Here is a 23041-nt window from a genome sequence, read left to right as displayed (position 1 = left end):
ATAGGTTAGAGAGAAAAATGGTTAAACAACAATAGCACAAACAGGTACGAACAGGTACGAACAGGTCCAATAGGTATTAACGTGAACCCAATTGGACCAAAAATACTGCTTGCTACCTCCCCTAACGGGTTGTCCTTGAATTGGGGCAATATTTCTCCCAAGGCACCTAGTTCCTATTCTTCTTTTTAACTCCTCTTCTTTCTAGTTTATAGTATAAATTTAATTGGTATTGCGACTCCTAAATTTATCTCTTGAACAGTTAGAGAATTAAACTATACATTAAATCACACTAAATTAAAATACATATCCTGCTCATGTGCGCTGTCCTTTGCTAACATAGAAATCTTTTTAGTTTAAAACCGGCCTAATAGAAAATGAATAATGATAAGGCTTAGGTTGAATAGTATATTCACTATGCACCCGTCTACCCCAAGAATTATCACCGCCAACACCCATTTGCATCAAATCTACATTCCATTGAACGTTTTCCCCTATTTTAATATCTGCCCCGTGTTTTTTGGTTACCGGAACCAACCCAGAAGCTGAAACACCCGCATCTTCACTATTGAAATCTATCTCTTTCATGGAAAAAGGCCATACACTTGAATTTAACAATATATTACTTCTTAGATGTAACGTTAATGCACTTGAAGAAACTGTCATCCAACGAATTTCAGTCTTATTACCGGTTTCTTGAGGTCTCATATATCTATGAAATTGCTCGTTAACTTCTCCCTGGAACACACCAATTTTAACACCTGTTTTTCTATCCCAATAACTTTCACCAGGACCTTTTCCGTACCATGAAGTACTTGTATAAGCTGTAGGCAAGGTTAAATACATACCCAATCTTGGAATTATGGGAAGACTTTTTTGATTAGGTTTAAAATGATAATCAACATTCAAACTCCCATTATTCTCTATTTTATAATCAACCTTAAGAGTGGCTATAGCATTTGGCAGTGTATAGTCAACACTATATAAAACACCATTTTTTTCTTGATAGGGTTTTATGACCAACTTACTTGAGTAATTATAGGTGGCATCTTGCCATACTTTGGCCCATTTATCCATACCGTTCCCTAAATCATTATCTGTTGGGGGTCTCCAAAAATTAGGCTGTATAGGTAGCTCCGTAATTTTTTTCCCCATAAAGGCCCATGAAATAATCTCGCCAGAATTAGCATTGATGATTAGTTGAACCTTATCGTTTTTTATTTGAATGGAATCTTCAGAATTAATAATTGTTAATGGTAAACCTATATTTTTTTCTTGGGTGACCAAACTCTTTTTTTGAAGCACAAATTGATCCCATGCTACTTCATGTCTTACTGGAATTACAGAAGAGCCCTCTTTTTGAATAAGGCTTACTTGCAATATATATTCATTTTCAGCATTGAAACTGTTGGGAAAATTCTCTATATGAATTTTCTGAGACAGCTGTGGACCCAAATCCAGCGTTTTAATTGACTGATGAAACATTTCAATTCCATCTTTTAAGATTTTAAATTCTAATTCTTTATCAGAAAAATCAGCTAAGAAATTTTTATTCTCAATTTCCACATATCCCTTCCCTAAATAATTAAATTGAACGGGTTCATATACTTTTTTTACTTCAGATAGGTGTGGGTGAGGATTCCTAAATGGATCTACTAAACCATTGTTTAAAAAATTTCCGTCCGTGGGCAAATTGGGGTGATAATCATGACCATATGCAAAATATGCTTTGCCATGCTCATCTTTATATTCTAAACTCTGATCTACCCAATCCCATATATAACCACCTTGTAGATTAGGATATTTTTCAATTATATCCCAATAATCTTGCAAGTTACCAACTGAATTTCCCATGGCATGGGCATACTCTATCAGTATTGCCGGTTTGGGCGAATTTGACTTTCCATGTGCTATAAGGTATTCAGGTTTTGGATACATGGGGCAATATAAATCTGTATATGCTTCTTTTCCTGCAGGCTCATATTGCACTATTCTATTATCATCCTGTGTTTTTAGCCATTTATATGTTGTTCTAAAAATTTCACCTTCACCAGCTTCATTTCCCAAAGACCAAGAATAAATTGAGGGATGGTTTCTATCGCGATAATACATCCGTTCCGTACGTATCATATGTGCAGGTAACCAACTCATTTCATTACCAATCTGAGTTTCTTCATTTATTGCCAGAGGATGGCTTTCTATATTTGCTTCATCAACTACGTAAAGTCCATACTTATCGCATAATTCTAACCAGTAAGGGTCATTAGGGTAATGTGAACTCCGTACTGCGTTGATATTATGTTGTTTCATCAACATGATATCTTTTTCCATAGAAGCTTTAGAGACCACATGCCCTTTTATTGGGTCAGTCTCATGACGATCCACTCCTTTTATGTAAATAGCCTTTCCATTTATCAGTACTTGACTATCCTTAATTTCTACGCTTCTAAAACCTACCCATCTTTTTATAAATTCATTATTAACTGGCTCATTATTATCTATTAGCCGGATTTCTAAATGGTACAGATCGGGTATTTCTGCCGACCAAGGTTTTATATTTTCTAATATTTCGTCCGCCGTGAAAACAACTGTATTTTCAGCAGGGAGCATTATAGATTTACTTGTTTTATAAACTGAATTAGCACCCTCATACAACTCAATTTCTATGCTTCTTGTAGCTGGTTTGTTAGATGAATTAGTAATGGTAACCTCACCTTTAAAAATGCCATTTGTATACGTGCCATCTAAGTTGGAACTTACATAATAATCTGTAATAAAAACTTTTGGTTGGTTATAGAGGTACACATCGCGCTCAATACCACTCATTCTAAGCATATCTTGACTTTCTAAATAACTAGCATCGCTCCAACGAAAAAGTTGTAGGGCAATAAGATTTTTCCCTTCAAAAAGGTATGGGGTAATATTAAATTCTGCCGGTGTTTTGCTGCCCTGTGAATACCCTACATATTTTCCATTAATATAGACGTACATAGCTGATTTTGCTCCGGCAAAATGAAGAATAACATCTTGGGATAAAAAAGATGACGAAAGGTTTATTTCTTTACGGTAGGTACCTACAGGATTATAATCTGTTGGTACGTTTGGCCATTCAGTATCAAAAGGATAACGTTCATCTAAATAAATAGGGTGGTCATAACCTTCTACCTCCCAATTGGCAGGTACAGGAATAGTATCCCAATTACTATCATCAAAATTTATATTATGAAAAGTGGTGGGGCGTTGTTTTGGATCTTTTACGAAAGAGAATTTCCAATTGCCATTTAAACTTAAAAAACGAGTTGAACCTTCTTTTTTTGAAATATCATCTGTTTCAAAGGCAAAAAAAGTAGCTCGTGGCGGTAGCCTGTTTTCTTCAACTATCCTATGATTAAAATGATTAACCTGTGCTACTACTTTTGGCTGTTTTTCATTATTACAACTATTAAAAATTGCCAAAATAATGATGCATAAAAAATAGGTGATTTTCATTAGTTCAGTTTAAAGTTTCATAAAATCTTCTGCTAGTATCTTTTTTAAATATAAAATCAATTCTTCTGCATTCTCTTGTGTAAATATAATGGGAGGTTTTATTTTAATGACATTATGATCTGGTCCGTCAATACTCATTAAAATACCATGATCCTTCATGCGGTTAGCCAAATAATCTGCTTGATCAGCAAGAGGATTCATTGCAATGTCAACCAACTCAAACCCCAGAAAAAGTCCTTGCCCGCGTACATTACCAATGATAGGAAAATCCTTAGCTAAAAGGTGAAGTTTGTTTTTAAGGAACTCACCAACAACAAAGGAGTGTTCTTGTAGTTTTTCTCGCTTTACCGTTCGCAATACTTCCGTACCAATTGCACATGAAACCGGGTTACCGCCAAAGGTGTTAAAATACTCCATACCATTTGCGAATTTTTCTGCTACTTCTTGGGTACAAGCTACTGCTGCCAGAGGATGGCCATTACCTAAAGGCTTACCAATAGTTATAATATCAGGTACTACATTGTGCAATTGAAAACCCCAAAAAGTCTTCCCAAGACGACCACAACCCACTTGAACCTCATCTGAAATACAGAGTCCGCCAGCTGCTCTCACCATTGCATAGGCCTTGGACAAAAAACCATCTGGCAATTCTATTTGTCCGCCACAACTAATTATAGGTTCTATAATAAAAGCTCCAACACCACGCCCTTTCTTATGGATACTATCTATTTGATCCTGAACCTCCTCTGCATACTTAGCACCTGACGCCTGCCCCCTAAACTTACCTCTGTATGCATCTGGAAGTGGAAAAATATGGGTATACTCTGGTGCTCCTTTTCCGCCTTTCCCATCAAATTTATACGAACTTATGTTAATACACATGTTGGTATTGCCGTGGTAACCGACTTCTGAAGCTATAATATCTTGTTCTCCAGTAGCAGCTTTGGTCATGCGAATAGCCAGTTCATTTGCTTCACTACCTGAATTTACAAAATGTAATACGCTTAATTCTGATGGTAAAGTTTCAATTAACTCTTTAGCAAGTTGGTTTATATTATCATGTAGGTAACGAGAATTGGTATTAAGCAGACTCATTTGTTCTCGACCTGACTTTACAACGGCATAATTCTCATGTCCCACATGGGCAACATTGTTCACCGTATCCAAGTATTTTTGACCATATTCATCTATTAAATATTGTCCAGAACCTCGTACCATTTTAATGGGTATTTTGTATTGAAGACTAAGGCTTTTTCCTAAATGTTCTTTTCTATATTTAATTAAATCGGTATTTGAAATTGGTGTGCTTTTTTGAAGCTCATTGGATTTAAACAGTAAATTTGGATCCGGACAAATACTTTTCCAAACCGCTATTTGCTTGTAATAGGCCACACCTGGAAAATCTTTTTTATCCCCCAACATAGACAACATTATCTGAAAATGAAGATGAGGTGACCAACTTCCATTTTCTTCGGGTGTGCCCAAGAAACCGATACATTCATTTTTTTCAAGAATTTGCCCCACCTCTTTGCCTTGTAATGAAACCAAGGACAAATGACCGTATAAGGTATAGAACACTAGGGTGCCTACAGTATGTTTTAAAATGATAAGTCCACCGTATTCCTTAAATCCGGCATCATTTTCTACAACCACTATTTCTCCTTGTAAAAGAGCATGAACCGGTGTATTAGCAGGCAACCAAAAATCTATCCCCAAATGAACGGTTCTACTTTCCCTTCCATTATTACCTATTTTATCATATTCTGATGAAGTATATAATGCACGTGGCTCAAGATACCCACCTGCCATAATTTTTTGGGGATATCTTTTTTGCAACCCTTTAATTTTATACTGAAAATAATCCAGATCATTAAAATCTTGTTGATGTCCTAGCCAAGTACTAGAAACACTTAGATCTAATAAATGTATCCCCTCTTTGTTTAGGTTTGGGAATAAATTGCAAGTGTTAAAATCGTTCTTAGCTGCCCATTTGCTGAATTTAGTTTGATCTGGGTGGGCTGTAAAACCACAAACTTGTCTAAAACAATACAAGGCAAAATCTGAATTTGTAGCATACCATTTTTCAAGAACTTCCCATGCTGGTTTTTCGCTCACCAATAGATAGGCATTATCTGGTTCTTCTATTTTATTTAGAGCCGCTTTAGTAACTGAAATTACTAATCGCATTGCTATGGCATTGTACAAATGTTCCAATTCAGTCTCCTGTAACGGAAACGTAGTATGGTATCCTTTCACAATAGGCAATGCGGCTTCTAAAGGGTCATTGTGCCCCATAATGGCATAGGCGCACGCTATGGCAAGATCATTGATTATTTGAGTGTAAACGGCATCACCATAATCAATTACGGCCTTGACTTTGGGGTTAATAAGTTCATTAGACACCACTACATTGTTATCATTTGCATCGTTATGAACTACAGCGCTACGTAGTTTTTCGTATTTGGTAAGTGAGGTTTCAAATTCATTTTGGAAAAAAGCAATAATTTTCTTTTTTTCATTTTTAAATAAATTAAGGTGTTTTTTGGTCCAAAGCGATTGTGCTATATCCCAATCAAATTTTCTATGGGCTTGCTCATGGTCAAATCCCTGTAGCGCTTGGGTCAGTTTACCACATTGCTCACCTAAACTAAATCTAAGATGATTTAATTGTGGATTAACATTGCTCCAAATTCTGCCCGAAACCCAAGATAGCAAACGTACCATTCTTTGGTTTCCATGTTGATCTATATATAAAGAAATAGATGCTCCATTAATATCGGTAATAACTCTTGGGCATATTAAATTATTTCCAATTTGTGCCACATACTGTAAAAGTTTCTGTTGATAATCTAAATAATCTACATCTTCATTAGGTCGTGATATTTTTAAAATATAGCCTTCACTATTGGTCACTTTAATTCTATAATTGAAATCAACTTCTCCAGGTAACACCGTTACGTTTCCGGTAACGTTAAAAAAATTGAATGCAATTTTCTCAGCTTGTTGTGTTGATATTTTAATTGAGTTATAATTCATTCTTATCTTCAGTTAAAAGCATGATAATATGTGCTGCGCTCCAGCTAAAATTTCTAGCTTCGCGCCCTTCTCCAGTTATAGGGTGATAATTTTCTCTTATGGCTTTTCCATCGTCCAATAACCCTTCTGCTCCTTCAATAATTTGTTCGGTTGCAAGATCTGCCTCTGCACCAAAACCATAATTGCGCAATCCTTTTACACCAAAATAAGCTTGATCCAGCCAGTTTGGTCCGCGCCAATATCCATTTAAAGGGTCAAATTTTGGGTGATCTTTCGCCATCGTCTGAAAAGGGACTTTGGTAAAGAACTTCTCTGGATCCATCATTTTGTTTTTTACCGTAATGGCTTGTTCTTGGGTAGCGGCGTTTGCCCAAAGAGGAATCCAACCTTCACTCCCTGCTCCTTTTATAAAAGAGGTGCCCTCTAAATTGGTATCATAAAACCACCCATCACTAGTATCATAAAATTGATGCTGAATAGCCTTTTTTAAAATCATTGCTCCTGTTTTATATATAGCCACATCTTCTTTATAACCAAGCGCCTCTGCCAATGTTGCCAAGTATAACTTTTCTGCATATAAATAGGCATTTAGGTCTATACTTTCTTGATTTAAGGAGTAAGCATTTTCTCCATTTTTTAAAATATTAGAATCATCAAAACGAATGGCGTTGTCCATACCACTTTCCCATTTTGCTGCTAAAACGGTTCCATCCGTAGACCCATATTCGCACAGCCCATCTTGATCATGATCACGTTTAGCATACCACCAAAAATGATATTTTTTTAGCTTAGGATATATTTCTTTTATAAAATCAACATCTGAATCTTTTTTAAAAATTTCAGCAACGGCCCAAGCTGCAAGTGGTGGTTTGGTATCTCTATAATTAAAAGGTTCTATGGTTGTATCCCTATAGATACAATCAACAACAAAACCATCATCATTTTGATAATCGAACATGGCCCGTATTTGATCTTTTGCCAAGGGTATATTATACCAGGACAGACCCACAGCATGTTTCCAAGAGTCCCAAGACCAAAAACCGTGAAACCATTCATAATGATAGCTTGGAAAAAGACCTTGATGTTGTAATTTTCCGGCAGCTATACGCCAATTATTCTGTAAGGTTAAATGTGCTTTGGCAAGAACGGATGCGTATTTATCATTTTTAAAGTTATCTTTTCTCTTTTCTATCAACTTTGACAGCTCATTATTCTTTTCCAATTTACGCGCATTTAAGACAGAATCAAAGTTGATACTGGAAATGAGCTGTTGTTCATTTTCCCATGAATATTCTGGAAAAATAAATGTCTGTGATACTATAATTTCTTTCGCTTTTTTTGAAGGTAAAACAAACGTCTGATAGTTAATTTTATAAGATAAACTATCTTGTATGAAAACATCGTTGGGCATATTCAATAATTGTGCGTAACCTACAGCATCACTTTTAGACGACTTTAGTTTGATCATCCCATTATCTTTGGTAACATGAATTCCCGAGTTGTATAGCTTTCCTGAAAAACTAGCATTTAAAGTGAGAGCTGCTTCAGCATCATTGGTAATGGTAATACGCTGCATGGCAGTATGACCAGAAATATAAACCAAAGACTGTTCTATGCTAAGGTCTTTGTTCTTAAATTTTTGCTCTAAATGACTAGTATAGCTTTTTTGGTGTATCAAATTATTTTCCCAATCCATAACCGTTGTTTCTTTAGAACCATAAGAAAGTTTCAACTGCATTAAATTTGGACTAATCCACACTCCATTTTCCTGGGTCATTAAAAAAGGGCCCGAGAAACCACCGTAGGTGGTTAGGGAATCAGGCAAACTATACGCAAACCATGCTCCTTGATCAGAAAACATTAACATACTTCTATCTATTCTAGTTTCTGGAATGCCACTAAAATTCAAAATATTACTGTATAAAGCGTGGTAGTCCCTATTATTAGGCCTATCTATCTTTTTAATTTTGTTTTGCTTACAAGCAAACAATAATAAAATAAGAATAATAGAAAGAATACTTTTTTTGTCCATCGTATCAAAGGTTTAGTTTCAATAGAAATTTCCTCTAAAGAATTTTATTATGTATACTATTTTATACAATAGTGAAGAAGATATCAGCCGTTAAAAAAACGGATTCACCTTTTTTGTGTGGACGAACGCAATGTACAAAAAAAAACGATTTTTAGGTAGCAGCTAAAAAAAATCATAAAAATATGCCAACTATTGAATTATTCAATCAATTCTTAATGAAATAATGATTCGCTACATTTACATAGCTTTATTAAATATGAGCAAACTATTTTGAAAACTAATTCAGAACTAAAGGAATTACAAAATAAAAACCATTTCGTCTTCAAAAAAATCTTTTATGAATTTTATGAAGATTTGGTCAATTATGCACATGGCTATCTCTTTGATAAGGGTCGAAGCGAAGATATGGTGCAAGATGTTTTCATAACCTTATGGGAAAAAGCAGATACCATTGAGATCAATACTACATTAAAAGGTTATTTATACGCTATGGTCAGAAATAAGAGCTTAAACCTCTTAAAATCTATAAAAATTACAGATAGCACACAAGTTTTAGAGTTACAGGCAATACTAGACGATACATATAACCATGAAGATACTATTGAGACAACTAATAAAATTCATAACCAACTTTTAAATATCATAGATACCTTACCAGAAAAAATGCAAGTAATCGTTAAAATGAGATATCTTGAAAATTACAGGTATGCAGAGATTGCGGAAGAACTTAAAATCTCGGTAAATACCGTAAAAACCCAACTTAAACGGGCAAAAATAAAAATTGGTCAACTGTTACACGCCATTCTTATCCTTCTATCAATATTTCATTAAAAAAGGCTTTTAAATACTAAATTCATCTTTAACACACCTTTATTTTACATTTTCTTTATTTTATTGTCACCCATTTTAATTATTCTGTTGTCATAATTATAAGTTGCTTAAAATAAAACTATGGAGTTCAAACTCATTTTAAAGAAACTGAACAATACACTCACGAAAGAAGAAGAGCTCATTTTTGACGAGTGGTTTTTAGAATCGGATAGCCACCGGGCGTACTTTGCTCAAGTAGAAAAAAACATTCTAAAATCACCTGATGCCATTGATCCTCAAAAAGGGTGGGAGAAAATTTCAAGCAAAACAAACTTAAAACCTCAGTTTGTGAAAAAGGACAGATACGGATTTAACTACTGGAAATATGCAGCTGCAATTGCCGCTATTTTTATTCTAGGTGCATTGCCTTTTCTTATGAAAGAAAAGCATGAAGTTCAAAACACTCCAATTATAGTAGCAGAAGACATCATTAATATAGGTACCGATAAAGCTACATTGACTCTTGAAGATGGTTCTAATATCATTCTAGGCAAGGGAGCACACTATAAAGCCAATAATCTTTCAAGTAATGGAGAAAAACTTATTTATAAATCGGGCTCAAAATCTAGCAAGAACACTATAGCATACAATGTTCTAACAATACCAAGAGGAGGTGAATTTTTTATCATACTGGCCGATGGCACAAAGGTCTGGCTAAATTCTGAAACACAACTTCGGTATCCCGTTTCATTTACAAGCGATCAGGCAAGAAAAGTAGAACTTGTATACGGAGAGGCCTATTTTGAAGTGTCTTCAAGTACAGAACATAACGGCAACCATTTTATAGTTTCTACCCACGAGCAAGAAATTGACGTTCTAGGAACAGAATTCAATATTAACGCGTATAAAGAAGATGCTATAATTAAAACCACTTTAGTTGAAGGTAGTGTACTGATCAAAAGCGGGGCTAGTTCTGAAAACCTACTACCTGGGCAACAATCACAATTTAATATGGAAAACCATGAGATTAATGTTGCTCAAGTAGATGTATATAACGAGGTTTCATGGAAAAGTGGTTTCTTCAGTTTTAAAGATAAACCCCTAAAGGAAATCATGCTAGTACTTTCTCGCTGGTATGATATAGAGGTAATTATCGAAAATACACATATTAAAAATTTAAAGTTCAATGGTGTATTCAATAAAAAACAAAATTTAGACGATATACTTTTAATTATTGAAAACACTAACGAAGCAAAATTTGAAACAATAGGAAAAAAAATAATAGTGAAGTAACCTTAAAAAAATGGGAATGGAGTTTAGATGTGGACAATTTAAAGCTCCATCCCCTAGCATGATTAATTAATTAAAAATTTAACTAACTAAAACAACCAAATTTATGAAAACTAAATTTATTGGGAGTCCTATACCATATAGGAAAAAACTTTTGATTACTATTATGAGAACATTTATCTTCTTATGCTGCTTTGCAACCTTTGGGTTTGCCCCTAAAACAGGCTTCTCACAGAATACCACCATTAAGATTAAATCAGATGCACATCTCACGGTAGTAGAAATTTTTGATTTAATTCAAAAACAGACGGATCACGCTTTCATTTACCGGTCCGATTTATTTACGAATGCCCCTAAAGTACACGTAAAGAAAGGACGGATCAACGCCAGTGAACTATTGAAAAAAAGTTTGTCATTTGGCGATATCGAATATACCTTTTCTAAAGAAGGCGCTATTTTATTGAATAAAAAACCAGACGCTGTCTTAGGGAAAATAAAACAGGTACAACAAGTGGTTACCGGTTTAGTTACAGATAAAGACGGCACCCCATTACCTGGCGCAAATATTCTTGAAAAGGGAACGAGTAATGGTACTCAAGCAGATTTCGATGGTAACTTCTCGTTAGATATAAGCGACCCAAATGCAATTTTGGTAGTCTCTTATATTGGTTTCGTTACAAAAGAAACTACAATTGGCAACCAAACTGAATTTACTATTCTCTTAGAAGAAGATACACAAGGTTTAGATGAAGTGGTGGTTGTAGGTTACGGAACTCAGAAAAAAAGCGATGTTACCGGAGCAATAAGCACGGTAAAAGGAGAAGAATTAACTCAAGTAGTTACAACTTCTCCAACAGACGCTCTTCAAGGTAGAGTATCTGGGGTTACGGTAAGTTCATCATCTGGTAGCCCAGGTGCAGCTGCCGATGTTATGATAAGAGGTGTAGGTAGCTTTGGTAACAACCAACCACTATATATCATAGATGGCGTTCAAGCCGACCCCTATTATATTGACGCAAACAACATTGCCTCTATAGAAGTTTTAAAAGATGCTGCATCAGCTTCCATCTATGGTACACGTGCTGCAAATGGTGTAATTATAATTACCACTAAAAAAGGAAAAACGGGCAAACCCAAGGTAGAAATAGGTTCTAGTATCAGTTTAAATACTACAAGAAATGAAATGGAATTACTTGATGCAGATGGGTATGTAAACGTACATCGTCAAATGTATGAAAATGCCGGTGCCACCTTACCGCTATATGTTCAAAACACTTCTAATATTAACACAGATTGGATTGACGAAACGCATAGAGATGGACAATTAAGCTTGCTTAATGTTAGAGTTAGTGGAGCTTCTGACAATATCAACTATAGTGTTGGCGGAAACTTTGCCGATGAAAAAGGGCTATTGATCGGCTCAGAATTTTCTAAAAAAGGTATAAATGCCCGTTTAGGAATAACAAAGGACAAGCTAAACATCAATACAAACCTTACCTATAGTGAAACCAAAAGAAGACCACAGACATTTTCATTAAGAGAAACTTACTATATCTCTCCATTAATACCTGTTTTAGACCCCTCTAAACCTTCAGGTTTTGGTTTTAGGGATGGAGATTTACCTGACCATAGAAACCCGGTGGGAGAGAATAAATACTTAGAACAATTATCCAAAACAAAATATTTTTTAGGGAATGTGAGCCTAGACTACGAAGTTCTAAACGGTCTTACCGCAAAAGCAAATTTAGCCTACTCTAACTTGAGTACCTCAAGTTCTAATTTTAATAAACCTTTTCAAGTTAGGGATGTTCAAGAAGAAGGTCGTGAATTTGCATTTACCTCAGAATATAATAGTGAATTAAAAAGAATAAACCAAGAATACACCTTAAACTACACTGTAGATCTTAATAAACATTCCATCAATTTATTAGCAGGGTATCAAAGAATTGCAGAACCTTTTAAACGTACCTATATACAGGCTGAAGGTTATAAAATTATTCGCACAGTTGATGGAGAATCAATTAATGAGGAAAAAGTACCCGCCAATATCCTTGATCCAAATTTCAAGACCTTAGATGCATTCACTGATGGTACTTTTGCTGGCGAAGGTACAAATGCAGAGTATAATTTAGTCTCACAATTTGGAAGACTTAACTACTCTTTTGACAATAAGTACTTATTACAGGCAAGTGCACGAAGAGATGGCAGCTCTAAATTTGGCAAAAATAATCAATATGGTGTCTTTCCTTCTTTTGCCCTTGGGTGGAAAATATCCGAAGAAAAATTTATGAAGAACCAAGATTTTTTCAACTTCATGAAACTTCGTTATAGTTGGGGGCAAGCAGGTAATGATAGTGCCTTGGGCTATTATGATTATGTGGCACTTATTGCCCAAGGTAAAAGTCAAAACGATGGCGGATATGTTTTTGGCAGCCCCCAAACATCATTTCTTGGCGGAATTGCCCGTGATTTACAAAATGATAATCTTCAGTGGGAAACCAATACATCATCTAACATAGGGCTTGATTTTAATGCCATGAACAATAAGTTAAAGGGTTCTATCAACTATTACAATGGCACCACAGAAGACTTACTAATTACGCGTGTAGTATCACCTTCGGCAGGTGTGAACAGCCCTATTGTAAACGTAGGAGAGTTCAAGAACAACGGTGTAGAATTTGAGTTTGGTTATGTCAATAAAGACAACGAATTCCACTACTCTGCTTTCGCTACTTTCACGACAATAAATAGCGAGGTCACCAAATTAAGTAATGAAGACCAAACCTTGTACGGCATTGGACTTTTATTTGGATCTGATCATTTTGTTAATCAAACAAAAATAGGTTACGAGCCTGGCGCCTATTTTTTACCGGTAGCTGATGGGATATTTCAAAGTGAAGAAGAAATAGCCTCTCATAGTTTAAACGGTAACCCAATTCAACCCAGTGCTTCTCCTGGCGATATTCGTTTTGTAGATCAAAATGGAGATGGTGAAATTAATTCAGATGATGAAACCTACCAAGGTTCTGCATTACCAAAATATGAATACAGCTTATCATTAGGTTCAGAATACAAAGGTTTTGATCTTAACATATTTCTGCAAGGTGTTGGAGGAAATAAAATTTATAACGGTAATGACTTTACATTAATGAGTCTAGATACTGGTAGAAATTTTAGAACAGAAGCTTTAAATGCTTGGACACCTACTAATACCAACACAACTATACCCAGAGCAGTTTTAGGGGATCCAAATAGAAATAATAGAGCTTCAACAAGATTTTTAGAAGATGGCGATTATATTCGAATAAAGTCTATACAAATTGGATATACACTACCAAAAGATATCATAGAAGGTGCCGGAATGAGCAGATTAAGACTCTATGCGTCTGGTCAAAACCTATTTACTTTCACTAATTACAACGGCCTAGATCCAGAGGTCAGTTCTAGTATTGCGGGACAGAACCAAGGCATTTTGTCCAGGGGAATCGATAGAACGCTCTATCCAAAATCCAAGTCCTTTATTCTAGGTGTACAAGTGGAATTTTAATTTAAAAAAATAAAGATGAAAACATATTATAGAACTATATCAATATTATTTGTAACCCTAATGTTCTTCTCTTGCAATGATGAAGAATTTTTAGACCAAGAGTCTCCTGACCAGTTGACCACTTCTTCTTATTGGAGAAACCTTGAAGATGCCGAAGCAGGTTTGACCGCCGCTTATTCTGAACTAGAAGCTAGAAGTAATTTTTGGGATGGTTGGCAAGAAGGAAGACCGGTGGTGGAGTATTTTAGATCTGATTATACGCTACCAGGACCCGATGCTTCTAACTACAGTCATTGGATGTCGATTTTTAATTTTAACTACACTAACGGTCATACATTCTTGAATGTCCTATGGACCACTAACTACAAAGGCTTAAATTTTGCAAATCAAGTGATAGCAAATGTGGAACAAATGAATTCAGAACAAATTGCTAGCGCAGATAAACAACGAATTATTGGAGAAGCTACATTTTTAAGAGGTTACTATCATTTTAAACTCTTGAATTTGTTTGAACAGATTATAATAAGAAATGAAGAAATTACGCCAGAAACTTTAGACAAAGCTTTATCCTCCAGACCAGAAGCATGGCAAGTTATACTGGATGATTTTCAGCTGGCGGCAGATATGTTGACAGAAAGAAGTCCTGGTGAGGCATTAGGAAGAGCTACTAAAGGAACAGCACTTTCCTTTTTAGGAAAGGCTTATTTATATAAAGCAGGTGATACAACCGCTGCAGAAGCTAGTGATTTTACAAATGCTGCCAGTTCATTTAAACAGGTTGTAGAAAGTGGAAAATATTCACTATTTCAAGATTTTAAGGGAAATTTTAATGGAGAAAATGAAAATAATGTAGAATCTGTTTTTGAACTTCAATTTAAAAGCGGAGATGCCAACTCATGGAACGCTACAAGACTTCATGCATTTATTGGCGATTGGTCTATTGGCGGATGGGGAGGAATAGAAGCTACCGAAGACCTATTGACCGAGATGAAAAAAGAAGGTATGATTGCCGCTAATGGACTTTATGACAATAGATTATATGGGTCATTATACTTTAGAGACCCATTTTATAATGACACCGAAACAAACGAAATGCAAGGTGGCACTTGGGATACCTGGATGAATGGCACCTATGAGGACACCTATGACAACCATGTATACTTTAGAAAATGGTTGCCAAATTTTGTTAGGGACAATAGTTATGTTGGGGTCAATGTAGTTTTAATGCGTTATGCCGACGTTCTTTTAATGTATGCAGAAGCATTAAATGAAACAGACAGAACACCACAAGCAATCGATCTAATAAATGAAGTTAGGGATGTTCATGGAATGATGCCTGAGATATTGGTAAGCTCACAATCAGAAGTAAAAACTCAAATCGTACATGAAAGAACTATGGAGTTGACGTTAGAATCTGTACGTTTCTTTGATTTGCGTAGATGGGGCATGTTAGACCAGGCTATGAACGCAGCCGGCAGAACAAACTTTACATCTACAGAACATTCATATTTACCGGTTCCGTTATCGGAAATACAGGCTAACCCAAAAGTAGATTAGACTTCTACATTCATGTTAGCCTAATAAACCTAAAGTTGTTGTTAGTTTACGAGTGGGCACCTGATTTATTTAACAATAAATCGGGTGTTCTAATTTAAAGTTCATATTCATTAGAAATAATCTCAATTTGCAGCTAAGAACTTTGATAGAGCTGGGTTGTCGTTGGTCTTTTTCCAAACTTCAAATAACTCGGTGTGCTGAATTTTGTCAAGTTCTATAAAACGGCTTTTTCTATTATATTCTTCTTGTAATGAATTTGGCACCATAGAGATTCCTATACCGGTTGCTACTAGTCTAAATATAGTAGAATCCTGTATAGATTTATGAATCTTGTAAAATCTATTTTCATATAAAAGATTAAACTACTAATTGAAATGCAAAAACTATACGTTTAAAGTAACATTATGATACCTTTAAACGTATAATTTTTACTATTACAACCTAGTGTTCACTACATAGGTGTTATCAGAAGAAGTCAACTTCCAAGCAATATTCTACAATTAAAATCGTACTAATTTGTACCAAGAAGCACATAAATTATAACTGTAATACTACACAATACTATAGCCATTGGTTTTGTATACTTCCATTCTTTCATTTCCACATAGTCATGCCCCTCTTCTACCGTAATTTTATGATTAGGATAGAAATAAGAAACCACATACATAACCAGAACATTCAATACAAATTCAATTCCCCAAATATGTATAAAGTGAATATCTACCTTAAAGACAAATGTTGTTAAGATGTAGAACGTTAAACCTACCAACAAGGCTACCTTAGCAGCCATTGCAGATATATTTTTCAAAAAGAATCCTGCTAGCATTATTGATGCTATAGGAATAAAGAATATACCGTTAAGTTGTTGTAAAAGTTGATAAAGACCATCTGGTGCGTTTGCTACCATAGGAGCCACCAAAATGGCAAAAACTGCTAGAATGGTTGATGTAAACTTTCCAATTCTCACTAATTTTTTATCGCTCGCATTTTTCCCAAAATATCTTTTAAAAACATCTAAACTAAATATTGTAGCTGCACTGTTTAAAACACTATTGAAAGTACTTAAAACGGCTCCCATTATAATTGCTGCAAATACTCCTACAAAACCAATAGGCAATACCTTTTTCACCAATTCAGGATAAATCATATCTTGATTATCATATAGCGAATCGCCAAAATAATAAAAGGCTATTACCCCGGGTAAGATGATAATAATTGGCACCAAAATCTTTAAAACTCCCGTATAAAGGAGCCCTTTCTGTGCTTCCACCAAGTTCTTGGCTCCTAGTGCACGCTGAATTATAGTTTGGTTCATACTCCAGAAATATAATTGATTAATTATCATACCCGTAAACAATACCTCAAACGGTAAAACCGAATCTTTTGCCCCAATGACATTAAATTTTTCTGGACTATGGTTATATACTTTGGTCAAACCTTCCATTGGATTACCATCTCCTATACTTACAAGTGCAATTATAGGTATTGCCAAGCCACCAATTAATAGTCCGTAACCATTAATGGTATCAGAAATAGCTACAGCTTTTAATCCTCCAAATATGGCATAGATAGACCCTAAAACACCAATACATACAACGGTTATCCACAGTCCTTGTTCCTTAGACACATTCAAAACCTCAGAAATATTGAATATACTTTCAATATTAATTGCTCCGGTATACAATACTATAGGCAATAAAGTAACAATAAACGAAATCATTAGAAACAAGGCTACCAAAGTTCTAGTTGTGCTATCAAATCTTTTCTCAAGATATTCTGGGATGGTGGTCAGTCCCATTTTCAAATATTTAGGTACAAAATAAATAGCAGCGACAACCAATGCCAAAGCAGAAGTTACTTCCCACGCAATAATAATAAATCCGTTTTTGTATGACGATCCGTTCATACCAATTAAATGCTCTGTAGAGATATTTGTCAATAACATTGACCCTGCTATTACAACACCGGTTAAACTTCTTCCTCCAAGAAAATAACCATCTTTAGAATCTAGTTTTTCTTTTCTAAGTTTATACCATGAATAAAATGCCACAAATGCTGTAAAGGCAATAAAGGTTATAGCTGTATACATAAATAGTTCTTGAATTTGTAATTATAATGAACGCAAAAAAATGCTCTAGTAAATTAATGCTAGAGCATTGCCTATTTTAAAAAGATAATTAAATTAAAAATTCAATTTTTCCGGTAAGTATTTGGTCACTAACTCTTTGTAGTAAGGAAGTAACTCTTCTGCATTTGGTGGCACAGGAGCTTTTGAATATAAGTCATATGGATTGAATTTTTTTACCCATTCAAACATTTCAATATCTTTGGCCGTCATCAAATGTGTATAATCATTTTCTCTATGTTGAGAATAAAATGAGTGGTAACGAATCATATATAATGCAGGCTCTGGTAAATAATCTTTCATGATCTGGTACAAATATTCATCATGCCCCCAACTCATTTTCACCTTATCCAACCCGCAATTAGGTTCGTAAACACCATATTTGGTATTATATTTTTCATTGGTAGCATCAGGATTTGCCTTAAAAAATTCTGGATAGACTATTTTATCTGAATATGCGCATCCTACTGGAAAGGTGTCACCGACCACAGCCCATTGCGGCTCACCGAACAAACATAAAATCTTTCCTAAGTCATGAATAAAACCGGTTAGCACAAACCAATCTGGATGCCCATCTGCCCTAATAGCCTCTGAGGTCTGCAATAAGTGCTGTAATTGATCTAAATCTATATCTGGATCACTATCATCTACCAATGTATTTAGAAAATCTACAGCTTCCCAAATAGACATTTCCCTTTTATTAAACTGTAGAAATTCCTTTTCCTTTTCTACTACAAAATCATAGGTCTGAAATTGGTGATTTACCTTGTAAAACTCCTTTACCGTGTCTAATCTTTCAGAGTCTACATAATTTCTAAACTCTTCTTTTTCTTTTGTGGTTTCTTCCGGATCAGGGTATCGCTCCAATAAATTATCTTCCCAATCATCAATATTATCCATGGGATTATCCTGAGCATTATTTAATGTTTTTTTCATAAAATTGTTGTTTAAGTTTTTGAGTAAGTTGATTTGTTGCTTGTATAATCATTGCCTATAACCGCTTGCAATCTATCTAATTTGAATAAATACTTGATGGACTATATCATATTTAATATGGACAATGAAAAAACATCCTAATATAATAAATTCTACTTCAATAATTTGCTTGGAGGAAAGCCAAATTGGTTTTTAAAACACCTACTAAAATACAATGGATCGTTAAAGCCTATTAAAACTGCTATTTCAGAGACATTGTATTTTTTGGTTTTTAATAATTGTGCAGATTTTTTTAATCTTATAGTCCTTATTAATTCATTTGGTGACAAATCTGTTAATTCCTTAATCTTTCGATACAATTTTGAGGAACTCACTCCTAATTCCTCACACAGGTAATTTGCTGTTAGATTCACATCATCTATTCGCTCTTCTATAATACCGGTTACCCGGGCTATTAATTCTCTATCTATTGGAGCATGTGCCAGCAAACCAACTTCACCTTCTATTTCATTTGAAAATTTTGCTTTGAGTTCTCTGCGTGTCTTTATAGTATTTACAATTACAGACTTTAATAACGAAGGATCAAACGGTTTAACCAAGTAAGCATCAGCGCCCGCATTATAACCTTTAACCTGGTCTACATTTTCAGATAATGCAGTAAGCAGTACAACGGGTATATGACTTACATACTCATCATTTTTTAGTTCATTACAAAATTCTAAGCCGTTCATTACGGGCATCATTACATCGGCTACGCATAACATTGGTTTTATTTTTCTACAAAGGGCTAGCCCTTCTTCTCCATGTTCAGCTTCATAAACTTTGTAAGTTCTAGATAAATAATCAATAAGATATTTACGCAGTTCTATATTGTCTTCAATGACCAAAATTTTATCTTTAATCTCGGTATTGGTCGTTTTTCTTTTAACAGGTATGTAAGTTTCTGATTCTTCTATATGTCTATTAGCTTTAAGCTCAAAAACCTCTTTCTTAGAATAATTATTGCGATCAATGGGTATTTCAACGGTAAAAACACTTCCCTTTTTGGGCTTACTATCTACCCTAATTGTACCTTTATGAATCTCTACAAGAGATTTCACTAGGGACAACCCTATACCTGACCCCGTATTGTTTTCTTTGCTGTTTGTAGCTTGGTAAAAACGCTTAAATATTTTTTCTTGACTTTTTAAAGGTATACCAATACCATCATCGCTCACCTTAATCACCAATATTTTACCATTGTCTTCTTTACATTTAATAGACAGGTTTACATGTCCATATTTGTTGGTAAACTTAATTGCGTTAGACAAAAGATTGTAAAGTATTTTATCTAATTTATCTCTATCCACCCAACCAAATAATGATTCCACCTCGCTATGGATAGTAAGCTCAATTTGTTTATTAAAGGCAAACTCTTTAAAAAACTCAAAAGTATTTGTGGTAAATAAAAATATATCGGTCTTAGAAACCTTAAGTTTTAACTCTCCTCTTTGTGCCTTTCTAAAATCTAGTACCTGGTTCACCAAGCTTAAAAGTCTATTTGCATTCTGATGAATTAAATTAAATCTACTTTTTTGATACGCGCTATTATTCTCGTTACTTTCTTCTAATAATTGTTTTGCAGGACCCAGAATTAAGGTTAATGGTGTTCTAAGTTCATGAGAGATGTTGGTAAAAAAACGAAGTTTCTCATTATTAAGCTTAATATCTCTTTCCCTAAGTACTTTTTCAGTAACTAGTTCTTGCCTTAACCGCTGTCTGTTTTTCATTTCTTTTCTTACTAAATATATTATTAGGATCAAAGAAGCAATAAACACTAGTAGCGCCTGGTATGTTAGCCAAAAAGGAGGTGTTATGGTTATTTTATATGAATTAACATCACTCCAGAAACCATCACTGTTACTAGATTTTATTTTAAAGGTATAATCTCCGGGATACAGGTTCGTATACTGTACGGTGCGTGAATTACTGGTAGTTGAAATCCAGTTTTCATCAAAACCTTCAAGTTTATATTCAAACTTGTTCAATTTTTCATTTACGTAGGATGGTGTGGAGAATTGAAAAGAAAAATTTCTATTCTTATAGTCTAAAATAACTTCATGTGTTTCGTTCAAATTTCTCTTTAAAGGAACTTGACCATTAATTTCTGAACCTGGATTTATGACTTCGTTCTGTATTTTAAACTCGGTAATCATAGGTTTTTCCGCTAGGCTATTCTCACTAATTTTATTTGGGGAAAAATAAATAATACCATTCTTACCACCCAAATAAATAGTAGAGTCTTCAAAACTATAGAACCCACTAGAACTGAAAACATCTAGCCTATTACCACTTTTAACATCGTAAACCTTGTAGTCTTCTAAATTGGATTTTAACCTAGCTACACCATTGCTATTCATATTAAACCAGATATCACCATTTGCATCGGTTAACATATCTGTCACCCATTTTCCTTTTAATTCTTTAGGTTCCTGTAAGGGCATAAATTTTTGGTTATCGAAATTGAACCTACTTATTCCATTTCTAGTTGCCGCCCATAACCTATTTTTATTATCGAACATGATATCACTTACATTATCATGGGGCAAACCTTCTTCTGGTTTTACCGATGATGTAAAATATTCAGTCTTATTTTTGTCTGTCATATAATGGACAACGCCAGATTCTGTTGCAAACCAAATACTATGATCATCTTCTTTGACTATTTCATTAATTTGATAGCCACTTAACATCACTTCGGTATTTTTCTCTTTCTTAAGACTTTTGGTATTTAAGATCACTGCCCCTTCACCAAAAGACCCTACCAACAATTGATTCTCCCCAATATTTTCAAAAGCAAATATGGGCGATTGCTCAAAACCCATCTGTATCTCTTTTGATGTATTCTTCATATAATCATATACCAACACCTTGCCGTTCCACAAACCGCAATAAAAAGTAATTCCGTCATTAGAATAAATACTTGCAATATCTTTTTGGTTATTATAAAGCGGTACAAAATGTTCTTTATTCGAGATAAAAAGTCCATTATGCCTAGTGGCTACAATTAGCTGTCCATCAAATGTTTTTGCAAAACCACGAATTCTAGGGGCTTGATTGTTAATATGTTTAGAAATATCTTTGTTGATATTGAATTGATTCTTATAGGGATCATATTTATCTAGTCCGTCTTCTGTACCCACCCACAGTACACCGGAAGTATCAAAAAATAAAGCCGACACTAAATTATCAACTAACGATGTATCATCTGATAATACGGAGTAATGCCATTTAAAATTACCAGACGGAATATCTTCCAATTGATCGCAAACAATTAAACCCCCTAAAGTACCTAACCAATATTTGCCATCCGTGGCCCGTACTACAGATAAAAAATAGGGTCCTAAACTATCCTTTATTTTGGCATCCTCAATGCCTAGGTGTACAAATTCATTTGTAGTCTTGTCTAACTTATACAAACCCTCTCTAGTACCAACAAAAATAGCTGCCTTGGCATCTTCATAAATAAAATTTAAATATGGGTTCTTCTCTATTGAATTTGGTATGGGCAAATCATAATAAAATTTGCTGGCAATTTCACCTCTATTATCTAAAGTTAACTTTGCAACACCACCAAACTCATAACTACCTACCCAAATATCTCCGTTTTTGTCTTCGAATATTTCTTTTATATAATTCAGATTCTTTAATTCAACTCTTTTAAAAACATGGGTCTCTGGATTAAATTTATAGAGTCCGCTGTTTTTTGTCCCCACCCATACTTTTTTGAATTTATCTACTAAAACCGATCTAATTTCCGCTTCTGGCAGGCTATTTTCATCATCTTTGCTAGGCAAATATGTTGTAAACAACTGAGTATCTGTTTTAAAAAGTGACAGTCCCTTTCTGGTACCGATCCAAAGGCTATTAGAGTCTTCATCAAGTTCTAGATCGGTTATATCATCATTATATAACTTATTTTTTGCTGTTGATGAGCTTAAATAAGATTTAAACTCGTAACCATCAAACCTGTTTAAACCTGCAAAAGTACCTAGCCATAAAAACCCATGTTTATCTTGAACAATATGGCGTACAGCATTATGAGACAATCCACTGTCATCATTATAGTGCTCAAATTTAATATCTTGCGCAACCAAGCTATTAATGAAGAACAAGATGCTTATTAATACACTAAAAATATATCGCATTGATTGTTTTAAGTGGTTGAGTGACGTTTTTTTAT

General features: G+C 34.6%; 10 protein-coding genes. 4 read left to right on the top strand and 6 right to left on the bottom strand.

The window, feature by feature from the left end:
• Nucleotides 1-348 precede the first annotated feature (348 nt).
• The 3 genes from BW936_RS07465 to BW936_RS07455 are packed head-to-tail and all read right to left on the bottom strand — an operon-like array spanning nt 349 to nt 8554.
• The gene (locus BW936_RS07465) at nt 349-3486 is read right to left on the bottom strand and encodes a beta-galactosidase, LacZ type (protein ID WP_076547708.1); all 3138 of its coding nucleotides are present in this window, start codon (nt 3484-3486) and stop codon (nt 349-351) included.
• Between the two features lie 9 nt (nt 3487-3495).
• Entirely contained in the window at nt 3496-6522 is a 3027-nt protein-coding gene (locus BW936_RS07460) for an aminotransferase class III-fold pyridoxal phosphate-dependent enzyme (protein ID WP_076547707.1), read from the bottom strand.
• Nucleotides 6512-8554 (bottom strand): MGH1-like glycoside hydrolase domain-containing protein, encoded by a 2043-nt coding sequence (locus BW936_RS07455; RefSeq protein WP_084182004.1) that lies wholly within the window; start codon nt 8552-8554, stop codon nt 6512-6514. Before BW936_RS07455 ends, BW936_RS07460 begins: the two co-directional genes overlap by 11 nt.
• Before the next feature lie 270 nt (nt 8555-8824).
• Between BW936_RS07455 and BW936_RS07450 the strand changes: the two genes are divergently transcribed.
• The 4 genes from BW936_RS07450 (at nt 8825) to BW936_RS07435 (ending at nt 15758) form a co-directional block, all read left to right on the top strand.
• A complete protein-coding gene (locus tag BW936_RS07450; protein WP_076547706.1) occupies nt 8825-9385 on the top strand; it encodes an RNA polymerase sigma factor in 561 nt (186 codons plus the stop codon).
• A gap of 120 nt (nt 9386-9505) precedes the next feature.
• Nucleotides 9506-10657 (top strand): FecR family protein, encoded by a 1152-nt coding sequence (locus tag BW936_RS07445; RefSeq protein ID WP_076547705.1) that lies wholly within the window; start codon nt 9506-9508, stop codon nt 10655-10657.
• Nucleotides 10658-10760: 103 nt separating this feature from the next.
• Nucleotides 10761-14201, top strand: coding sequence for a SusC/RagA family TonB-linked outer membrane protein (locus BW936_RS07440; RefSeq protein ID WP_076547704.1), 3441 nt, complete (start codon nt 10761-10763; stop codon nt 14199-14201).
• Nucleotides 14202-14216: 15 nt separating this feature from the next.
• On the top strand, nt 14217-15758 hold the full coding sequence (locus tag BW936_RS07435) for a RagB/SusD family nutrient uptake outer membrane protein (RefSeq protein ID WP_076547703.1): 1542 nt from the start codon (nt 14217-14219) through the stop codon (nt 15756-15758).
• Between the two features lie 511 nt (nt 15759-16269).
• On the opposite strand, the gene BW936_RS07425 is transcribed toward BW936_RS07435, so the two are convergent.
• The 3 genes from BW936_RS07425 to BW936_RS07415 form a co-directional block, all read right to left on the bottom strand.
• Nucleotides 16270-17847, bottom strand: coding sequence for a solute:sodium symporter family transporter (locus tag BW936_RS07425; RefSeq protein ID WP_076547701.1), 1578 nt, complete (start codon nt 17845-17847; stop codon nt 16270-16272).
• Nucleotides 17848-17940: 93 nt separating this feature from the next.
• On the bottom strand, nt 17941-18819 hold the full coding sequence (locus BW936_RS07420; RefSeq protein ID WP_076547700.1) for an inositol oxygenase family protein: 879 nt from the start codon (nt 18817-18819) through the stop codon (nt 17941-17943).
• Between the two features lie 152 nt (nt 18820-18971).
• Nucleotides 18972-23006, bottom strand: a complete 4035-nt coding sequence (locus BW936_RS07415; protein ID WP_076547699.1) for a hybrid sensor histidine kinase/response regulator transcription factor — start codon at nt 23004-23006, stop codon at nt 18972-18974.
• Nucleotides 23007-23041: the final 35 nt, after the last annotated feature.

Source organism: Maribacter ulvicola, from assembly GCF_900155985.1.
GTDB classification, from domain to species: domain Bacteria; phylum Bacteroidota; class Bacteroidia; order Flavobacteriales; family Flavobacteriaceae; genus Maribacter; species Maribacter ulvicola.
The sequence above is the reverse complement of the archived record's forward strand: the minus strand, read 5'-3'. Positions and strand labels throughout refer to the sequence as shown.

Coding starts and splice junctions, on each gene's coding strand:
- BW936_RS07425 (WP_076547701.1), bottom strand. CDS start 17,847: ATGTATACAGCTATAACCTTTATTGCCTTTACAGCATTTGTGGCATTT.
- BW936_RS07435 (WP_076547703.1), top strand. CDS start 14,217: ATGAAAACATATTATAGAACTATATCAATATTATTTGTAACCCTAATG.
- BW936_RS07465 (WP_076547708.1), bottom strand. CDS start 3,486: ATGAAAATCACCTATTTTTTATGCATCATTATTTTGGCAATTTTTAAT.
- BW936_RS07460 (WP_076547707.1), bottom strand. CDS start 6,522: ATGAATTATAACTCAATTAAAATATCAACACAACAAGCTGAGAAAATT.
- BW936_RS07440 (WP_076547704.1), top strand. CDS start 10,761: ATGAAAACTAAATTTATTGGGAGTCCTATACCATATAGGAAAAAACTT.
- BW936_RS07445 (WP_076547705.1), top strand. CDS start 9,506: ATGGAGTTCAAACTCATTTTAAAGAAACTGAACAATACACTCACGAAA.
- BW936_RS07420 (WP_076547700.1), bottom strand. CDS start 18,819: ATGAAAAAAACATTAAATAATGCTCAGGATAATCCCATGGATAATATT.
- BW936_RS07455 (WP_084182004.1), bottom strand. CDS start 8,554: ATGGACAAAAAAAGTATTCTTTCTATTATTCTTATTTTATTATTGTTT.
- BW936_RS07415 (WP_076547699.1), bottom strand. CDS start 23,006: ATGCGATATATTTTTAGTGTATTAATAAGCATCTTGTTCTTCATTAAT.